This window comes from Streptomyces sp. NPDC051738 (assembly GCF_044453205.1).
In the GTDB taxonomy this organism is placed as follows: Bacteria; Actinomycetota; Actinomycetes; order Streptomycetales; family Streptomycetaceae; genus Streptomyces.
The window spans coordinates 226,628-245,390 of the sequence record NZ_JBITCM010000013.1 but is presented as its reverse complement, the minus strand read 5'-3'; the positions used below and the strand labels follow the sequence as shown (position 1 = coordinate 245,390).

The 18,763-nt window shown below is 70.3% G+C and carries 18 protein-coding genes and 1 tRNA gene; 10 read left to right on the top strand and 9 right to left on the bottom strand.

The features are described 5' to 3' along the window. Nucleotides 1-48 precede the first annotated feature (48 nt). On the bottom strand, nucleotides 49-1,287 hold the full coding sequence (locus tag ACIA8X_RS29225; protein ID WP_393454979.1) for a low temperature requirement protein A: 1,239 nt from the start codon (nucleotides 1,285-1,287) through the stop codon (nucleotides 49-51). Nucleotides 1,288-1,466: 179 nt separating this feature from the next. Between ACIA8X_RS29225 and ACIA8X_RS29220 the strand changes: the two genes are divergently transcribed. After that, complete coding sequence (locus ACIA8X_RS29220) at nucleotides 1,467-1,655, top strand: hypothetical protein (protein ID WP_393454982.1); 189 nt, start codon at nucleotides 1,467-1,469, stop codon at nucleotides 1,653-1,655. A gap of 4 nt (nucleotides 1,656-1,659) precedes the next feature. Here the strand turns inward: ACIA8X_RS29220 and mscL are convergent, their stop codons facing one another. From mscL to ACIA8X_RS29190, 6 genes are all read right to left on the bottom strand, one after another. Beyond that, nucleotides 1,660-2,118: a large conductance mechanosensitive channel protein MscL gene (mscL, locus tag ACIA8X_RS29215; RefSeq protein ID WP_393454985.1), complete on the bottom strand. Its 459-nt coding sequence runs from the start codon at nucleotides 2,116-2,118 to the stop codon at nucleotides 1,660-1,662. A gap of 147 nt (nucleotides 2,119-2,265) precedes the next feature. After that, nucleotides 2,266-2,847 carry a hypothetical protein gene (locus tag ACIA8X_RS29210; protein ID WP_399459478.1) on the bottom strand — a complete coding sequence of 194 codons (582 nt, stop codon included), beginning with the start codon at nucleotides 2,845-2,847 and terminating at the stop codon, nucleotides 2,266-2,268. A gap of 163 nt (nucleotides 2,848-3,010) precedes the next feature. Continuing rightward, nucleotides 3,011-3,853: an S-methyl-5'-thioadenosine phosphorylase gene (locus tag ACIA8X_RS29205; protein ID WP_393454992.1), complete on the bottom strand. Its 843-nt coding sequence runs from the start codon at nucleotides 3,851-3,853 to the stop codon at nucleotides 3,011-3,013. Nucleotides 3,854-3,931: 78 nt separating this feature from the next. After that, nucleotides 3,932-4,261 (bottom strand): FmdB family zinc ribbon protein, encoded by a 330-nt coding sequence (locus ACIA8X_RS29200; protein WP_393454995.1) that lies wholly within the window; start codon nucleotides 4,259-4,261, stop codon nucleotides 3,932-3,934. Between the two features lie 67 nt (nucleotides 4,262-4,328). After that, nucleotides 4,329-5,621, bottom strand: coding sequence for an MFS transporter (locus tag ACIA8X_RS29195; protein WP_399459476.1), 1,293 nt, complete (start codon nucleotides 5,619-5,621; stop codon nucleotides 4,329-4,331). Nucleotides 5,622-5,923: 302 nt separating this feature from the next. Further along, the gene (locus tag ACIA8X_RS29190) at nucleotides 5,924-7,450 is read right to left on the bottom strand and encodes a potassium/proton antiporter (RefSeq protein WP_393454999.1); all 1,527 of its coding nucleotides are present in this window, start codon (nucleotides 7,448-7,450) and stop codon (nucleotides 5,924-5,926) included. Nucleotides 7,451-7,688: 238 nt separating this feature from the next. On the opposite strand from ACIA8X_RS29190, the gene ACIA8X_RS29185 reads away from it, so the two are divergent. Further along, nucleotides 7,689-10,457, top strand: a complete 2,769-nt coding sequence (locus ACIA8X_RS29185) for a penicillin acylase family protein (RefSeq protein WP_399459474.1) — start codon at nucleotides 7,689-7,691, stop codon at nucleotides 10,455-10,457. Between the two features lie 84 nt (nucleotides 10,458-10,541). Here ACIA8X_RS29185 and ACIA8X_RS29180 read toward each other — a convergent pair whose 3' ends face one another. After that, a complete protein-coding gene (locus ACIA8X_RS29180; RefSeq protein ID WP_399459473.1) occupies nucleotides 10,542-11,123 on the bottom strand; it encodes a 5-formyltetrahydrofolate cyclo-ligase in 582 nt (193 codons plus the stop codon). A gap of 133 nt (nucleotides 11,124-11,256) precedes the next feature. On the opposite strand from ACIA8X_RS29180, the gene galU reads away from it, so the two are divergent. The 8 genes from galU to ACIA8X_RS29140 all read left to right on the top strand — a co-directional run bounded on the left by galU (nucleotide 11,257) and on the right by ACIA8X_RS29140 (nucleotide 18,236). Then, entirely contained in the window at nucleotides 11,257-12,159 is a 903-nt protein-coding gene (gene galU, locus ACIA8X_RS29175; RefSeq protein WP_393455008.1) for a UTP--glucose-1-phosphate uridylyltransferase GalU, read from the top strand. 4 nt (nucleotides 12,160-12,163) lie between these two features. After that, nucleotides 12,164-13,486, top strand: a complete 1,323-nt coding sequence (glp, locus tag ACIA8X_RS29170; RefSeq protein ID WP_399459472.1) for a gephyrin-like molybdotransferase Glp — start codon at nucleotides 12,164-12,166, stop codon at nucleotides 13,484-13,486. A gap of 86 nt (nucleotides 13,487-13,572) precedes the next feature. Beyond that, complete coding sequence (gene moaC / locus ACIA8X_RS29165; RefSeq protein ID WP_393455014.1) at nucleotides 13,573-14,067, top strand: cyclic pyranopterin monophosphate synthase MoaC; 495 nt, start codon at nucleotides 13,573-13,575, stop codon at nucleotides 14,065-14,067. Further along, a complete protein-coding gene (locus tag ACIA8X_RS29160; protein ID WP_393455017.1) occupies nucleotides 14,064-14,609 on the top strand; it encodes a molybdenum cofactor biosynthesis protein B in 546 nt (181 codons plus the stop codon). Before moaC ends, ACIA8X_RS29160 begins: the two co-directional genes overlap by 4 nt. Before the next feature lie 20 nt (nucleotides 14,610-14,629). Continuing rightward, nucleotides 14,630-15,289 carry a GNAT family N-acetyltransferase gene (locus ACIA8X_RS29155; RefSeq protein WP_393455551.1) on the top strand — a complete coding sequence of 220 codons (660 nt, stop codon included), beginning with the start codon at nucleotides 14,630-14,632 and terminating at the stop codon, nucleotides 15,287-15,289. Between the two features lie 184 nt (nucleotides 15,290-15,473). Next, entirely contained in the window at nucleotides 15,474-16,715 is a 1,242-nt protein-coding gene (glpR, locus tag ACIA8X_RS29150) for a gephyrin-like molybdotransferase receptor GlpR (RefSeq protein ID WP_399459471.1), read from the top strand. Nucleotides 16,716-16,803: 88 nt separating this feature from the next. Beyond that, nucleotides 16,804-16,877, top strand: a tRNA-Ala gene (locus ACIA8X_RS29145). A 183-nt stretch (nucleotides 16,878-17,060) separates the two neighbouring features. Next, nucleotides 17,061-18,236, top strand: coding sequence for an MFS transporter (locus ACIA8X_RS29140; protein ID WP_399459535.1), 1,176 nt, complete (start codon nucleotides 17,061-17,063; stop codon nucleotides 18,234-18,236). 3 nt (nucleotides 18,237-18,239) lie between these two features. Here ACIA8X_RS29140 and ACIA8X_RS29135 read toward each other — a convergent pair whose 3' ends face one another. Then, on the bottom strand, nucleotides 18,240-18,716 hold the full coding sequence (locus ACIA8X_RS29135) for a GNAT family N-acetyltransferase (RefSeq protein ID WP_399459470.1): 477 nt from the start codon (nucleotides 18,714-18,716) through the stop codon (nucleotides 18,240-18,242). Between the last annotated feature and the right edge of the window lie 47 nt (nucleotides 18,717-18,763).

The window sequence follows — 18,763 nt, the reverse complement described above, 5'->3', positions numbered from 1 at the left end:
TATGCCCCTCGTCTTCTGCCCCTCATAGACCGTTCCGCAGACCCCTCCCTAGGTGACCGGCACCTTCATCCGCTTTCCGTTCTCCCGTCTCGTCATGCGCGCCGTCAGCGTGGTCCCGGTCGCCACCGTCAGTGCCGACACGAGGCCGGCCGCCAGCACGGCCCACTCGCCCAGGAACGTGCAGCAGATCACCAGCAGGGCCGAGGTCGGCAGCACCAGCTGCTGGGTGATGCCGAACTTGAAGTGGCGCGAGTGCAGTGCCCAGACGGTGAGCAGATACAGCGCCGTCGGCAGGGTCACCGCGGCCGACGCGGCCAGCGTGGAGATGTGCGCCTTGCCGACGACCTGCTCGACCGCCACCTCCAGTCCGGCGCCGATCGCGGCTGCTGAGGCGAAGACGAGGTAGTGGCCGTAACCCCAGAGGAACGCCTGTCGGTTGGAGCGCAGGTGACCGTGGATCGGCACCACGAAGTAGATCCACCACGCGGCGAAGATGATCAGCAGCCCGCCCATGGCGATGGGCAGCAGGTCGCTCAGCTCGTCGCTCTCGTCGATGCCGGCCTTCATCGCCACCGTGGCCGCGGCGATGGTCTCGCCGAGCACGATGATGGTGAACAGGCCGTACCGCTCGGCGATATGGCGCGGATGCCACGACGTCGGGTGGTCCTTCTCCGCGAACGGCGGCACACACAGTTCGAGGATCGCCATCACCAGGAACACCCAGACTCTGGCTCCCTCGGGCAGGACCACCAGACCCAGCCAGCCGATCAGGCACACCAGCACGCCGCCGGCGTACCGCAGGGCCATCGTTCTCTCCGCGCCCTCACATGATTTGGCCGCGCGCAGCCACTGCGTGACCATGGCCAGCCGCATGATCACGTAGCCCAGCCAGACCGCCAGGAAGTCGTGGTCCTCGAACGCGGAGGAGACCCCGGCCGCCAGGACCAGCACACCGGCGATCTGCACCAGGGTGACGACTCGGTAGAGGACGTCGTCGTTGTCGTACGCCGAGGCGAACCAGGTGAAGTTCATCCAGGCCCACCAGATGGCGAAGAAGACCATCGCGTAGTTGAGGATCCCCTCGCCCGCGTGTCCCTCGGCGACGGCGTGCACCAGCTGGATCCCGGCCTGGGCGATGGCGACGACGAAGCACAGGTCGAAGAAGAGCTCGAGCGGGGTGGCGGTCCGGTGCGCCTCACCACGGCCACGGGCCGTGAGTCTGCGCAGTGGGCGGTGGCTTTCGTGTGCGCGGGGTGAGTCCGGCGCGGGAGTCGAACTGGACGTCATGGTGTCAAGCACAGCAGATGAGGCGCGGAATTTCTTGCCCGACGATTCACAAGCGCGCAAGACCGCGGGCGGCGGGTGGGGGGTGGGGAGCCGGGGCTGAGCGGCCGTGGCCCCGACGCCCATGGCCCCGACGCCCGTGGCCCGGCATGCCCCCGCCCCGAGGGCCGTACCCTGGACGCATGAGTACCGCCCCCGTCCCCGCCCCCGAGCCGGGTGCGCCGAAGCCCGTGCTGATCTTCGACGACCCGTTGGACCAGCAGTCCTCGGACGACACGGACCGCGGATGGGGCGAGCGGCCGGGCACCGGCGGCGACAGTGCGGCCGACCTGAAGCGGTTCCTCGACGAGAAGCCGCCCCACCACATCTGAGCCGTTACTGCTCGTTGTGCCCCGACCCGCGCTGGGCGACCAGTGCGTCGCGGATCTCCTTCAGCACCTCCAGCTCGGTCACCTCGATGACCTCATGCGCGCCCTCCTTCTCCTTGCGGCGGGCCTCCACTCGGGCCAGGTACTTCGCCATGGGCAGGACCATGAGGAAGTAGACGACGCCCGCGGTGATCACGAAGCTGAGGGCCGCGCCGAGGACCGAACCCCACAGGATCCGAATGCCCTGATCGCCCGCGCACGACGAGCTCAGGCACGAGCTGTAGTGATCGAGGTTCTTGGTGCCGATCGCTCCGACCAGCGGATTGATGATCCCCTTCACCACCGAGTTGACGATGTTGGTGAACGCGGCACCGATGACCACCGCCACTGCCAGATCGACGACGTTCCCGCGCATCAGGAAGGCCTTGAAGCCGTCCCAGACGCTCGGTTCCTTCTTCTCGCTCACCGCGGAGCCTCTCCTCGCATGCACAGGTTGTGGAACGAACAGCTCCGCAACCTACGGCAGGGTTAGGCCATCCTGTCCAATGGGGCCACCTGAACGAGGGGCTTGACAGGAGATCTCGGGCGATATTCACCGCACGCTGGAGCCGGCTCAGCACACCGTCACCGCCAACCGCGCCGTAGCACTCGCCCCCGCGAGGCGCGCCGCTGTGGAACGCGGCACCGACAGCACCACCAGCGCCCCGCTGTCGGTCGCGGCATCCAGCGGCTCCGGCACCTTCGTCACCCGCGCCCCGCGCGCGACCACCTGGGCGTCCCCGCCCGTCGCCGTCTCCTCCGCTGCGATCACGTCGACCCGGTCGCCGGGCCGCAGCAGCCGCACCGTGGCCCCGTCGGCGATCCGCACCGGTGCGGACACTCGCTCGACCGCCCGCTGCTGGCGCACCGGCTCCGCCACCGGATGCCCACGCGCCCGGTCGGCCTCCCGCGGCCCCGCTGCCACGAGCGCCGCCGCGGTCACGGCGAGCCCCGCCGCCACGGCCCGCCTCCGGTGCCGTACGAGCCGACGTAGTCGATACCGCCCGCCGCGCACCCGGACCGGCGCGAAGTGCGGCACCTCGCAGGTGGCCGGGGCGTCCGAGCCCGAGCCCGGCGGGAGCGGAACGACCGACGAAGAAGACGAAGAAAGCGACGACGGAGCAGACGAAAAGGGGGACGACGGAGCAACGGACATGAGGACCACCACCTGCGACGACGGAACGGCTTGCGACGCCACGATCAGGCATCTCGCCGCCGCCCGCAGACGCCGGTGGACTACTGGCCGGTTGTGGAAAACTCCCCCACCCGAACGAGGAGTTCCGCTCCTCGGCCAGGCGCGACAGCTGCTCGGCGAGGCCCTACGGCAACACGAACCCCGGATCCATCCCACCCAGCGCGTTGGCGCACAGACAGTCCCGCTCCCCGTTCCCCGGCAGCCCCGCCACCGCGTCGAACAGCACCCCCCGCAGCCGGTCCACATTCGCCGCGAACACCCGCAGCACCTCGTCGTGCGAGACGCCCTCGCCGGTCTCGGCGCCCGCGTCGAGGTCGGTGACCAGCGTCAACGAGGTGTAACAGAGCTCCAGTTCACGGGCGAGCGCCGCCTCGGGGTGGCCGGTCATGCCCACCACCGACCAGCCCTGGGCCTGGTGCCACAACGATTCGGCACGGGTCGAGAAGCGTGGGCCCTCGATGACCACCAGCGTCCCGCCGTCCACCGGCTCCCAGTCCTGCCCGCGCGCCGCCTTCAGCGCGGCCGCGCGCCCAGCGGGGCAGTAGGGGTCGGCCAGCGAGACGTGCACCACGTTCGGCACGGTGCCGTCGGGCAGCGGCAGCCCGTCGAAGTACGTCCCCACCCGGGACTTCGTACGGTCGACCAGCTGGTCCGGCACGAGCAGCGTGCCCGGCCCGTACTCGGGACGCAGACCGCCCACCGCGCACGGGCCGAGGACCTGGCGCACGCCGAGCGAGCGCAGCGCCCAGAGGTTGGCCCGGTAGTTGATCCGGTGCGGCGGCAGATGGTGGCCGCGTCCGTGCCGGGGCAGGAAGGCGACCCGCCGGCCGGCGATCTCGCCGAGGAAGAGGGAGTCGCTGGGCGGCCCGTAAGGGGTGTCCACCTGGATCTCGGTGACGTCGTCGAGGAACGAGTAGAAGCCGGAGCCGCCGATCACGCCGATTTCGGTGTTCGCCTTGTTCGCCATGCCCGCACCCTAACCGCACCCGAAAAACGCCGAGGACCCCGTCGCCGTAAGACGACAGGGTCCCGCGAGCCGTGGGTGTTACGCGGCCGAGCTGCTGGAGGAGGTGCCGGTGCTCGACGACTTCGAGTCCGAGGAGGACGAGGTCGAAGAGGAGGTGGTGGCGGAGGAGGTCGAGTCGGACGACGTGGACGTCGACGACTTCGACGACGCCGGCGAGCTGCTCGACGAGGAGCCGCGGCTGTCGTTGCGGTAGAAGCCGGAGCCCTTGAAGACGATGCCCACCGCGGAGAACACCTTCTTGAGGCGGCCCTGGCAGCTGGGGCACTCGGTCAGGGCGTCGTCGGTGAACTTCTGCACCGCCTCGAGGCCCTCGCCGCACTCGGTGCACTGGTACTGGTAGGTCGGCACTGTCTTCCTCCTGGCACTCTCACTCGATGAGTGCTAACGACGGTCAAGTGTGTCGTATTCCAGCCGTTCAGTCCACCGCCACCGGCACGCGGTGACCGACGCCACGTGCGACGGTACGACCGCGGGGCCGGGCCGCCAGCCGTGAGCGCAGCGCCACCAGGGTCGCCAGGGCGAGCAGCGTGCCGCCCATCGGCACCAGGAACCCGGCGCCGCCCCAGAAGCGATCCTCCAGCTGCCCGGCGGCCGTGACGGCGGCGGCCTGGCCCAGCGCCACCGCACCCGTGAGCCAGGTGAACGCCTCGGTGCGGGCGCCGGCCGGGACCAGGCTCTCGACCAGCGTGTACCCGGTGATCAGCGCGGGCGCGATGCACATACCGACCAGCAGGCCGAGGGCGGCCAGGACGAGCACCGAGTGCGCGGCCCACAGCCCGGACGCGGCCAGCGCGAGGGCGGCGTATCCGACGAGGAGGCGGCGCTGCGGGGCCACCTTCCACGCGATGGCTCCGCAGACGATGCCGGAGAGCATGTTGCCCGCCGCGAACGTGCCGTACAGGACGCCGTTCAGGCCGGGCTCGCCGATCGACTCGCTGAAGGCGGCCAGCGAGACCTGCATACCGCCGAAGACGGAACCGATGCCCAGGAAGGTCACGATCAGTACGCGCACCCCGGGGATGCGCAGCGCGGAAGCGTGCTCCACGCGCGCGTGCCCGACGGCGGTGACCGAGGGCTGTGTGCTCTTCTGCGCGGCGAACAGCAGACCGCCCAGCAGCGTGAGCGCGGCCTCCGTCACCAGGCCCGCGGCCGGGTCGACGGCCGTGCACAGGGCGGTGGCCAGCAGCGGGCCGAAGACGAAGGTCAGCTCGTCGGTGACCGACTCGAAGGCGGCCGCCGTGGTCATCAGAGGCGAGCCCTGGAGCTTCACGCCCCAGCGGGCGCGCACCATGGGCCCGATCTGCGGCACCGAGGCACCGGTCGGGACGGCCGCCGCGAACAGCGCCCACAGGGGTGCGTCGGCCAGCGCGAGCGCGGTCAGGGTCAGGCCGGACAGGACGTGCACCAGGACGCCGGGGATCAGCACGGCGCGCTGCCCGTAACGGTCGGCGAGCCGGCCGCTGTAGGGCGCGAACAGCGCCATGGAGACGCCGGTGACGGCCGCGGCGGCGCCCGCCGCACCGTACGAACCGGTGGTGTGCTGCACCAGCAGCACGATGGAGATGGTCAGCATCGCGAACGGCTGGCGTGCGGCGAAGCCGGGGAGCAGGAACGTCCAGGCGCCGCGGGTGCGCAGCAGCTGTCCGTATCCGGGGCGGGAGGAGGTCGGCGAGTCCTTCGACGGCTCGGTGGTGACCGTGGACGCCACGGTCCGTGCCTTTCTGCCGCCTGGTAGCGCGGCCCCGTCGGGTGGAGGGGCGGTGCCGAGAGCTGTCCTCTTGCGCGGAACTGCGGTAGATGCCGGCGCCTCTTGAGGAAGGACGTCCCGGCCGCCATACGGTCGCGCCAGCTCTGCGTCAGGCAGAGTTGGTTTGATCTGGGTAACGCCTGCATAGTACAGGGGGAAGCGCCTGATGATCCTGTGAAAATGAGCACTTCCCGGCGCATCACCTGCGAATGGGGCGCCTCGCCAGGCCCCCTCCAAGCCCTTCCAGGCCCCGCCCGGCCCCGTCAGTTCGCCCCGTTCGTCCCCAGCCACCCGGCCAGCTTGCCCCCGGCCCCCACGGCCCGCAGCCGGCTCTCGGCGGCGTCCCGTACCGGATCCGTGGCGACCACGAGCAGTTCGTCGCCGAGCCGCAGCACCGTCGTCGGCAGCGGAACGAACGATTTTCCGTCGCGGACGACGAGGGTGACGGCGGCTCCGGCGGGCAGCCGCAGCTCGTTGATCTCGACGCCGTGCATCTTCGAGCCCTCGGGGATCGCGAAGGACAACAGGTGTCCGCGCAGCTGCTCCAACGGCGCCGACTCGATGCCGAGGTCGGCGGGCCCGGGGCCGTTGCCGAGGTGCAGTACGCGGGCGAGCCAGGGCAGCGTCGGCCCCTGGACCAGGGTGTAGACGACGACCAGGACGAAGACGATGTTGAAGATGCGGCGGCTGTCCTCGACGCCGCCCACCATGGGGATCGTCGCCAAAATGATCGGCACGGCACCGCGCAGCCCGGCCCAGGACATCAGCGCCTGTTCGCGCCAGGGGACCCGGAACGGCGACAGGCACACGACGACGCTCAGCGGGCGCGCCACCATGGTCAGCACCAGCCCGATGATCAGCGCGGGCAGGATGTCGTCGCCCAGCTCGTGCGGGGTGACCAGGAGGCCGAGCAGGACGAACATGCCGATCTGGGCGATCCAGCCGACCCCGTCGGCGAATCCACGCGTGGCGGGCCAGTGCGGCAGCTTGGCGTTGCCCATGACCATCGAGGCGAGATAGACGGCGAGGAAGCCGCTGCCATGCGCCATCGCGCCCGCCGCGTACGCGGTGACGGCGATGGCCATGACGGCGATCGGGTAGAGCCCGGAGGCGGGCAGGGCCACGTGCCTGAGCCCCCAGGAGCCCAGAAAGCCCACCGCGATGCCGACGGCCGCGCCGATGGCCAGCTCCAGGGTTATCTCGCCCAGCAGCGCGTACCAGTGCTCGATGGGGCCGGACTGGGAGAACGCGACCACCAGGATGACCACTGGGGCGTCGTTGAAGCCGGACTCGGCCTCCAGGGTGCCGGTCACGCGCGAGGGGAGGGGGATCTTCCGCAGGACGGAGAAGACCGCGGCGGCGTCGGTGGAGGAGACGACCGCCCCGATGATGAGCGCCTGCCGCCAATCCAGCCCGACCAGGTAGTGCGCGGCCGTCGCCGTGACCCCGACGCTCACCGTGACCCCGACCAGGGCCAGCGCGGAGGCGGCCGGAAGGGCCGGCCTGACCTCCTTCCACTTCGTGCCGAGACCACCCTCGGCCAGGATCACGACCAGGGCCGCGTACCCGATGACCTGCGTCAGCTCGGCGTCGTCGAAGCGGATACCGCCGATGCCGTCCTGGCCCATGAGCACGCCGATGCCCAGGTAGACGAGCAGGCTGGGGAGCCCGCTGCGCGAGGAGATCCGGACCGCGGCGACTGCGACGAGCAGGACGAGCGAGCAGACGAGCAAGAGCTGGTTGAGGTCGTGGACAGTCAGCGGCCGTTCCCTTCCCTGGCCCGCGCACACGCGCGCGTGGGCTCACGTACATAGGACACGAAGTAGCGTTCTTCGCACCCAACTACTTCGTTACCTTACCTAACTCTTGACGATTTCTTGACGATCGGCGAGGCATGATCGAACGCCCGTCCGCGTTGGATCACCACTCCGCGTCAAGTGGGACCAGGCCCTGCGCCTATGGTTGCTCCAGCGCTCATTCAAAAGGACAGCCAGCCCTGCCGCTCGCGTTAGGACAGCAAGGACAGCGATGCCCCCGAATACCACCGCCTCCACGGGTCAGCAGCCCGGCAAGTCCGGCAGGAAGAAGGGGCGCAGAGCCCGTCTGATGGTCCTGGTGCTGGCGCTGGCCCTGATCGCAGGCGTCACCGGCGGTGCCTACTGGTCCATCAGCACCGTCCGTGCCTCCTTCCCGCAGACCAAGGGCTCGATCTCGCTGGACGGCCTGTCCGGGCCCGTCGACGTGAAGCGCGACGACTACGGCATCCCGCAGATCTACGCGTCCTCCGACGAGGACCTGTTCATGGCGCAGGGCTACGTCCAGGCGCAGGACCGGTTCTACGAGATGGACGTGCGCCGGCACATGACCTCCGGGCGCCTGTCGGAGATGTTCGGCGAGGGCCAGGTCGAGAACGACGAGTTCCTGCGCACCCTGGGCTGGAACCGGATCGCGCAGGAGGAGTACGACAAGACGCTGTCGGCCTCCACCAAGAAGTACCTCCAGGCCTACGCCAAGGGCGTCAACGCCTACCTGGACGGCAAGGACAACAAGGACATCTCCCTGGAGTACGCGGCGCTCGGGTTCGCCAACGACTACAAGCCGGCGAAGTGGACCCCGGTCGACTCGGTCGCCTGGCTCAAGGCGATGGCCTGGGACCTGCGCGGCAACATGCAGGACGAGATCGACCGCGCCCTGATGACCAGCCGCCTCGGCCCCAAGGAGATCGCGGACCTGTACCCGGGGTATCCGTACAGCCGTAACAAGACGATCGTCCAGGCCGGCCAGTACGACGAGGTCACCAAGACGTTCGAGCAGAGCGGCTCCGCGTCCACCGCGGGCTCGTCCGCCGGCGGCTCCACGAGCGGCTCGACGGGCACCGCCTCCTCCTCGTCCACCAGCGGCCTGCAGAGCCAGCTGGCGGGCCTCCAGGACGTCCTGGACGACCTCCCCACCGCCGTCGGCGTGAACGGCAACGGCATCGGCTCCAACTCCTGGGTGGTCGCCGGGAAGCACACCATCACCGGTAAGCCGCTGCTGGCCAACGACCCGCACCTGTCGGCCTCGCTGCCGTCCGTCTGGTACCAGATGGGCCTGCACTGCCGCGCGGTCTCCAGCAAGTGCCAGTACGACGTCAGCGGCTACACCTTCGCGGGCATGCCCGGCGTGATCATCGGCCACAACCAGAACATCTCCTGGGGCATGACCAACTCCGGCGTCGACGTCACCGACCTCTACCTGGAGAAGCTCTCCGGCGACGGCTACCTGTACGACGACAAGACGGTGCCCTTCAAGACGCGCGAGGAGACCATCAACGTCGCCGGCGGCGAGCCGAAGAAGATCGTCGTCCGTGAGACCAACAACGGCCCCCTGCTGTCCGACCGCAGCCCCGAGCTCGTGAAGGTCGGCAAGAAGGCCTCCGTCGACACCGCGGCGCCCGACCGCGGCGACGGCTACGGCATCTCACTGCGCTGGACCGCGCTGGACCCGGGCACCTCCATGGACGCCGTGTTCGCCATGGACAAGGCGGCCGACTGGAACGACTTCCGTGCCGCGGCCACCCTGTTCGACGTGCCCTCGCAGAACCTGGTCTACGCCGACACCAAGGGCCACATCGGCTACACGCTGCCCGGAAAGATCCCCACGCGCGCGAGCGGCTACGACGGTTCCGTGCCTGCGCCGGGCTGGGACTCCAAGTCCCGCTGGACCGGCTACATCGACGACGACGAGCTGCCGTACGAGTACGACCCGGCCCGCGGCTACATCGTCACCGCCAACCAGGCCGTGGTCGACAGGACCAAGTACCCCTACACGCTCACCACGGACTGGGGCTACGGCAGCCGCAGCCAGCGCATCAACGACCTGATCCAGTCGAAGATCGACGACGGCGGCAAGATCTCCACCGAGGACATGCGTCAGATGCAGCTCGACAACAGCAGCGAGATCGCCAAGCTGCTCGTGCCCAAGCTGCTGAAGATCGACATCGCGGACAAGAACGTCCGGGACGCGCAGGAGCTCCTGGAGGGCTGGGACTACACCCAGGACGCCGACTCTGCGGCGGCCGCCTACTTCAACTCGGTCTGGCGCAACATCCTCAAGCTCGCCTTCGGTAACAAGCTCCCCAAGGAGCTGCGGGTCAAGGGCCAGTGCCTGTGGGTCGACCCGGTCAACACCACCGGTCCCGCGGACCAGAGGGACAAGGTGCGCGAGTGCGGCGAGCGTGAGGCCGACCAGGCGCAGCCGGACGGCGGCGACCGCTGGTTCGAGGTCGTGCGCAGCCTCATGGACGACGAGAAGAGCGACTGGTGGACGACGCCGAAGAACGGCACCCGCCCCGGGGCCGCCAACCGCGACGACCTGTTCAAGCGCGCCATGATCGACGCCCGCTGGGAGCTGACCGCCAAGCTCGGCAAGGACATCGACACCTGGAGCTGGGGCCGGCTGCACCGCCTGTTCCTGAAGAACCAGACCCTGGGCACCGAGGGCCCCGGCTTCCTGCAGTACGCCCTCAACCGCGGCCCCTGGAAGCTCAGCGGCGGCGAGGGCACGGTCAACGCCACCGGCTGGAACGCCGCGGGCGGCTACGGCGTCGTCTGGGTGCCGTCGATGCGGATGGTGGTCAACCTCGGCGACCTCGACAAGTCGAAGTGGATCAACCTCACCGGTGCCTCCGGGCACGCCTACAACGCCCACTACACCGACCAGACGGACAAGTGGGCCGACGGCGAATTGCTCGACTGGTCCTTCTCGGACGGCGCGGTCGACGAGAGCACAGAGGACACCCTGGTGCTCAGGCCGTGACCCGCTGACGCCGAACGACCGAAGGGGCCCTCCACGCGCACGCGTGAGGGCCCCTTCGCATGAGTTCGCATGACGGGACGCGACTCAGGGCTCCCGGAAGCGGCGCACACCCGACGGCGTCACCACCGCGTGCACCGGACGGTCGTGCGGCTCCTCGGGGACGCGCTCGACGACCTCGGAGTCGTACAGCAGCACCACCAGAGAGGGACGGGCGCCCGTCCGTTCCAGACGGGCCAGAACGCGGTCGTACGACCCACCGCCGCGCCCCAGCCGCATCCCGCGCGCGTCGACCGCGAGGCCCGGCAGCAGCACCACGTCGGCGTCGGTCACGGCGTCCGGGCCGAGGCGTTCCCCGCTGGGCTCGAAGAGGGCCATCCTGCCGCCGTGTTGGACCCGGGCGAGGGAGTCCTCCCCGGTGTACGCCCCCCAGTCGAGGTCGTTGTCGGGCAGAAGGGCGGGGAGCAGGACGCGCACGCCCCGCGCGCGCAGTGCGTCCAGCAGGGCGAGCGTGCCGGGTTCGGTGCCGACGGAGACGTACGCCGCCACCACGCGCGCGTGCGCCAGTTCGGGCAGGTCCAGGGCCCGTTCGGCCAGCGCGGCCGCGGATGCCCGCACGTCATCCGGCGTCAACCTGCTTCTCACCGTGAGGAACTCTCGCCGCAACATTCGCTTGCCAGTGTCGCCCGGACGTCCGATGTGACTCACCAGTCGCTTCCGTACCCTTCCCAATGGGCTCATATGAGTTCCAAATAACCGGAGCCTCAGATTCCCTACAAAGGCACCGGATAAGGTGGCGGGCATGACTCAGTCGCACCCTCGGATCAGCAAGGCTGTCATCCCCGCAGCGGGCCTAGGTACCCGCTTCCTGCCGGCCACCAAAGCAACTCCCAAGGAGATGCTGCCGGTCGTCGACAAGCCCGCGATCCAGTACGTGGTCGAAGAGGCCGTGTCCGCCGGCCTCGACGACGTCCTCATGATCACGGGCCGCAACAAGCGCCCCCTGGAGGACCACTTCGACCGCAACTACGAACTCGAGTCCGCCCTGCAGAAGAAGGGCGACGCCGAACGGCTCGCCAAGGTCCAGGAGTCCAGCGACCTCGCGACCATGCACTACGTCCGCCAGGGCGACCCCAGGGGCCTCGGTCACGCCGTCCTGTGCGCCGCCCCGCACGTCGGCCACGAGCCCTTCGCGGTCCTCCTCGGCGATGACCTGATCGACCCGCGCGACCCGCTGCTCAAGCGGATGGTCGAGGTCCAGGAGCAGCACGGCGGCAGCGTCATCGCGCTCATGGAGGTCGCGCCCGAGCAGATCCACCTCTACGGATGTGCGGCCGTCGACCCCACCGAGGACGGCGACGTGGTCAAGGTCCACGACCTGGTCGAGAAGCCGGCCGTGGCGGACGCGCCGTCGAACTACGCGATCATCGGCCGCTATGTCCTCGACCCGCACATCTTCGACATACTGCGCAAGACCGAGCCGGGCCGCGGCGGCGAGATCCAGCTCACCGACGCCCTCCAGCAGCTCTCGCAGGACGAGAAGGTCGGCGGCCCGGTGCACGGCGTCGTCTTCAAGGGCCGCCGCTATGACACCGGTGACCGCGGCGACTACCTGCGTGCCATTGTCAGACTCGCATGCGAACGTGAAGACCTGGGCCCGGACTTCCGGACCTGGCTTCGCAGTTACGTAGCCGAGGAGATGTAGCGCTGTGAGCACCGCCGCGACCCGCCCGGCCGACCAGGACCACCTCTGGTCGGTGGACGAACACCTGGAGGACATCCTCGCGACCGTCCGCCCCCTCGAACCCATCGAGCTGCAACTGCTCGACGCCCAGGGCTGCGTCCTGGTCGACGACGTCACGGTGCCGGTCTCCCTGCCGCCGTTCGACAACAGCTCCATGGACGGGTACGCGGTGCGGGTCGCGGATGTCGCGGGCGCGAGCGAGGAGTTCCCCGCCGTCCTTGAGGTCGTCGGGGACGTCGCGGCGGGCCAGGCCGAACTGCTCCCTGTGGGCCCCGGCCAGGCCGCCCGCATCATGACCGGCGCCCCGCTGCCGCCCGGCGCCGAGACCGTCGTTCCGGTGGAGTGGACCGACGGAGGGCTCGGGGAGGGCCCGGTGACCGGCATGCGCGCCCGCGGCCTGGCCCCCGAGGGCGACCGGGGCGATGTGCACATCTACCGGCCGGCCGAGGCACGCGCGCATGTGCGGGCGAAGGGCAGCGACGTGAAGTCGGGCGACCGGGCCCTGGAGGCCGGCACGGTCCTCGGGCCGTCGCAGATCGCCCTGCTCGCGGCGATCGGCCGGGGCACGGTACGGGTGCGCCCGCGCCCGCGTGTGGTCGTGCTGTCCACCGGCAGCGAACTCGTCCAGCCCGACGAGACCCTGGGCAGCGGCCAGATCTACGACTCCAACAGCTTCGCCCTCACCGCGGCCGCCCGTGACGCCGGCGCCATCGCGTACCGCGTGGGCGCCGTCGCCGACGACGTCGAGACACTCCGGTCCACCATCGAGGACCAGCTCGTCCGCGCCGACCTCATGGTCACCACCGGCGGAGTGAGCGTCGGGGCGTACGACGTCGTCAAGGAAGCCCTGTCCCACGTCGGCGACGAGGACGAGGCGGGCAGCGGCGTCGAGTTCCGCAAACTCGCCATGCAGCCCGGCAAGCCCCAGGGCTTCGGCTCCATCGGCCCCGACCACACCCCGCTGCTCGCGCTCCCGGGCAACCCGGTGTCGTCGTACGTCTCCTTCGAGGTCTTCGTGCGCCCCGCCATCCGCACGCTGATGGGCCTGGAGGACGTTCACCGGACGCGGACGACCGCGACCCTGACGGCCGACAAGGCGCTGAGCTCGCCCAAGGGGCGCAGACAGTTCCTGCGCGGGACGTACACCGAGGGCGAGGTCCGGCCCGTCGGCGGCGCCGGATCCCACCTCATCGCCGCCCTCGCGCACGCGGACGCGCTGATCGTCGTCCCCGAGGACGTGGAGAGCGTCGAGCCCGGCACCGAGGTCGAGGTGGTCCTGCTCGGCTGAGCGGCCCTGGTTGGCGGTACCGTGTCGCGCACAGCAGGCCCGTGCGCCGCACCGCGACGGGCCCGGACCGGGAGCGCCAGACCAGCATGAGCACGCAGGACCCACCCAGCCAGGACCGCCTCACGCACATCGACGACGCGGGCGCGGCCCGCATGGTCGATGTATCCGAGAAGGACGTCACCGCGCGCACGGCCCGCGCCAGCGGACGCGTCCTGGTCTCGCCCCGTGTGATCGAGCTGCTGCGCGGCGAGGGGGTTCCCAAGGGCGACGCCCTCGCGACCGCGCGCATCGCCGGGATCATGGGCGCCAAACGCACCCCCGACCTGATCCCGCTCTGTCACCCGTTGTCGGTGTCCGGTGTGAAACTGGACCTGTCGGTCGCGGACGACGCCGTGGAGATCGCGGCCACCGTGAAGACCACGGACCGTACGGGCGTCGAGATGGAGGCCCTCACCGCGGTCTCCGTCGCCGCGCTCACCGTGATCGACATGGTGAAGGCGGTCGACAAGGGAGCGGTCATCACGGACGTGCGGGTGGAGCAGAAGACAGGCGGCAAGTCGGGCGACTGGAGCCGGGCATGACTTCCGACGCTTCGACGGGCGGTGTGCTGTTCGCGCTCACCGCGCCTTACGCCGCACTGGTCGTCACCTCGTCCAACAGGGCCGCCGCCGGGGTCTACGAGGACAAGGGCGGCCCATTGATCGCCGAGGGCCTCAGGCGCTTCGGCTTCGCGGTCGACGGCCCGCAGGTCGTCCCCGACGGCGACCCTGTGGAGACCGCCCTGCGCGCGGGCGTCGAAGCCGGCTACGACGTCATCGTCACCACCGGCGGCACCGGCATCTCGCCCACCGACCGCACACCCGAGGCAACCCGCTCGGTGATCGAATACGAGGTGCCGGGCATCGCGGAGGCCATCAGGGCGTTCGGCAGGGAGAAGGTGCCGACCGCCGCACTGTCCCGGGGCCTGGCCGGAGTGGCGGGAGCCACCCTGATCGTGAACCTGCCCGGTTCCAGCGGCGGGGTGAAGGACGGACTGGCCGTCCTGGAACCCCTCCTGATCCACGCCGTCGACCAGATCCGCGGCGGCGACCACCCCAGACCCAGCAGCGGGGGTGCGTGCTGAACAGCCCATCCTGGCCCGTCGTGCTGAGGGACGGCGATGTCGTCCTCAGGCCGATAAAGATGCGCGACCAACGGGCCTGGCGCGAGGTCAACCGACGCAACCGGGACTGGCTGCGTCCCTGGGAGGCGACCATTCCGCCGCCCACGCCCAGCGGGCCGATCGCGCACCGGCCGACCTACCGCCAGATGGTCCGCCACCTGCGGTCCGAGGCGAACGCGGGCCGGATGCTGCCGTTCGTCATCGAGTACCAGGGGCGGCTGGTCGGCCAGTTGACGGTCGCCGGGATCACCTGGGGCTCGATGTGCTCGGGGCACGTCGGCTACTGGGTGGACGAGGCGGTCGCGGGCCGCGGGGTGATGCCGACCGCCGTGGCGCTCGTCGTGGACCACTGTTTCCGGACCGTCGGTCTGCACCGCATCGAGGTCTGCATTCGTCCCGAGAACGGGCCCAGCCGCCGGGTCGTGGAGAAACTCGCATTCCGCGAGGAGGGGCTGCGTCCGCGTTATCTGCACATCGACGGAGCCTGGCGCGACCATCTCGTCTTCGCGCTCACGGCGGAAGAGGTGCCGGAAGGGTTGCTGAGCCGTTGGCAGCGGGCACGCTCGCAGAAGACGCCGCGCACGAACCCGCAGGACACCCGACCGAACACCCGGCACAACACCCAGGGGAATCCCGCGTAGCCCGGAAATTGAATAAGTGTTCGAAATTGATCGCCCGATGACCGGCTCGGGGCAATAAATTCGCCCCCTCGGTGGGCTGCTGATCGCATCCGTCACAAAAAAAGTTCGAAATATCAGCCAGATCGTGCGACACACCGGCTCAATTGGCAGATGGCCTCACGCAAACCCCTCTACCGTGTGAGGCGTGAGCAGCAGCGGCCTCATCTACGCAGTCATTGTCGGGGCCTGGGCCGCCTACTTGGTGCCGATGTGGCTCCGTAGGCAGGACGAGCTGAACGAGGCCCGTCCGACGGAACGCTTCAGCACTGCCATCCGGTTGCTGTCCGGACGGGCGGGGATGGAGCGCCGGTACGCCAAGGACCTGCGCGCGCGCTCCACCGAGGAGGGGGAGCCCAGCGCCGATGATCCGGGCGACGTCACCGAGTCGGTGGACGTCCGGGCCTTCGCCATGCCTCCGACCCGTCCGCAGACCCAGGCAACGGTCCAGGCGCAACCGCCGGGACGCCCGGAGCCGACGCCTGAACAGGCGTCCAGGCCGGCACCCGAACGCGGCACGGCGCCCGTCCCCGAACAGGGCTCGGCCCCGGCCCGCAAGGCGCCGGGGCGGGTGCCCGCCGCCCGGCGCCCCCCTGCGGAGGAGGCGGCCGTGGCACGTGCGCGGCGCTCCAAGGCGCTCGCGCGCCGCAGGCGCACCACTGTCGTCCTCTTCTTCGCCTTCACGCTCGGCGCGATCGTCGCCGCGGTCGGCGGGCTCGCGTTCCTGTGGGCGCCCGGCGTTCCCGCCGTGCTGCTCAGCGGGTACATCGCGTACCTGCGCTCCCAGGAGCGCCGCCGCTTCGCGTACCAGATGGACCGGCGCCAGGCGGAGGCCGCCGCCCAGCGGCTGCGCGAGCACGCCCGCCAGTCGCGCCGACGCGGCATCGCCGACGCCGGTGACGGCGTCGACGAGCCCGACGAGAGGCCCGAACCAGGTACCGACACCGGGACGTCCGCGCTCGCCGCGGACCGCCGCGCCCTCGTCGAGCAGACCGACCACGCCGAGTGGGTCGACCAGCAGCGCGAGCGGCAGCGGCGGCCCGGGCACGGGGACAGCTGGGACCCGGTCCCGGTGCCGTTGCCGACGTATGTGACGGCGCCGGTCGCTCCCCGGGCCACCTCCGACGTGGACCTCGGGGCGCCGGACGCGTGGAGCTCGGCCCGGTCCAGCTCCGTCAACCGGGACCGGGACGCGGGCGCCGACGCGGGCGACGGTGCCGCACGGGGTGCGGAGCAGGCGGACGCGGCTCACGGTGATGAGAAGGGCGACGGGGGTGGCCGCAGCGACGCCCGCCGCGCCGCCTCCGCCCGCCGGGCGCGTGAGCGGGGCCGTACGCCACTGTTCGACCAGTACGAGGACGGCGACCGGCCGCGCGCTGCGAACGAGTAGCCGGTCGCGCCGGTGGTGGGCCGTGCGGCCCACCAGGAACGGATTTCCAAGCAGCCCGATCGGGGTGCTAAAGTTTCACTCGTTGCAAGGGCCTGTGGCGCAGTCCGGTAGCGCACCTCGTTCGCATCGAGGGGGCCAGGGGTTCAAATCCCCTCAGGTCCACAGCAACGACTTTCCAAGGGAACTTGGGGAGTTGGCGAGATCCCGTCCGATCGGTTGATCGGACGGGATCTTTGTTGTTCCCAGCTTGTTCCCAGCCCGGCTAGTGCGCAGGGGGGGCGTGTCTTGAGGGCGAACTTCTGGCGGTTCCTGGCCGCCAGTCTGATCTCCGCCACCGGGTCCGCGATGGCCACCCTCGCGCTCGCCTACTCCGTCATCGAAGAGGGCGGAGGAGCCGGGGCCCTCGGTGTGGTGCTCGCCGTGAACACCGTGCCGACCGTCGTCTTCCTCCTCGTGGGCGGAGTGCTCGCGGACCGTGTGTCCCGCAGCCGGCTGCTCTTCCTCGGCAATCTGCTGGCGGCCGTCGCCCAGGGGGCCTTGGCGGTCATCGTGGCCACCGGGCATGCGACGACCGCCACCATCGCCGCCTGCGGTTTCGTCTCGGGGACGGCCGTGGCCTTCACCGTGCCGGCCACTCAGGGGGCCGTCGCCCAGATCGTCCCCGCGGAGCAGTTGCAGCGGGCCAACGCCCTGCTCAGGCTGCCGACCAACGCGGTCAAGGTGCTCGGTCCTGCGGTCGGCGGAGTCGTCGTCGCGGTCAGCGGTCCGGCCTGGGCGCTGGCCTGGGACGCGCTCACCTTCGCCGTCGCCGCCTTCCTGCTGCTCGGGCTGCGCCTGGACGCGCCCGTCACCGCCACCAGTGCGCTGAGTGACCTGCGCGAGGGATGGGCCGGTTTCTGGGCGCGGACCTGGTTGTGGACGTACACGGTCGCGGGGACCGTCCTTGTCGCCGCGTGGCTGGCAGGCTTTCAGCTGCTGGGTCCGGTCGTCGCGGCGGAGCAGTACGCCGGGGCGCGTGACTGGGGGCTTGTGCAGGGCGCGTTCGCGGCGGGGCTGCTGGCCGGGACGGTGGTGTGCCTGCGCTGGCGGCCGTACCGCCTGCTGGTCGTGGCCGTCGTGGCCGGTGCGCCCCTCGCCGCGCCCCTGCTCGTCATGGGCTGGGGACTGCCGCTGCCCTGGCTGCTGTTGGCCATGCTGCTCGCGGGGATCGGGCTGGACGTGGCGATCGTCGCGTGGACGACCGCCTTCCAACAGCATGTGCCACAGGGGGAGTTGGGGCGCATGAGCGCGTTCAACAGTGTGGGTGAGCGGCTGGCGATTCCGCTCGGCTATCTGCTGACCGCCCTCGCGGTCGGCGTATGGGGCAACCGGACGGTGCTGGTGGCGTGCGCCGGTCTGGTCGTCGCCTCCGCCGTCCTCAACCTCTGTGTGCGGGACGTGTATCGCATCAACGCCGTGAAACGCGTCGACGCCGTGGCACCCGCCAACGCCGCGGAGCGGGGCAGCGCGCCACGGAAGTGACGCTCACAGCGTCTTCGCGTAACACAGGCTCAGTTCGTGGTGGCGGTAGTAGCCGAACTTCTCGCACGGCTCGTACCCGCTGGACGCGTACAGCGCCACCGCCTCCGGCTGCTTGGCGCCGGTCTCCAGCACCATGCGGATGCGGCCCGCCGCCCGCGCGTCCTCCTCCAGCGCGGCCAGGATGCGTCTCGCGAGGCCCCGGCCGCGCATCGACTCGACGACGTACATCCGCTTGAGCTCGGCGTCCCCGTCCCGGTTGCCCTCGCCGTTCTCGTCCTGGACCCGCCAGCCGCCGGAGGCGACGGGGGTGCCGAGGTCGTCGTACGCGATCAGATAGTGGCCGTTCGGCGGCTCGAAGTCCGCCGCGTCCATGGCCGTCGCGTCGCCGCCGTCGCCGTAGCGGACGCCGTACTCGGCCTGGACCTGGTCGTTGAGTTTGACGGCGTCGGGGTGGGCGAAGGAAACGGGGCGTATATGCATGCTGCCTACCGTATGTCAATTCAAGATCAAGAGGTTCCAGAACCGGA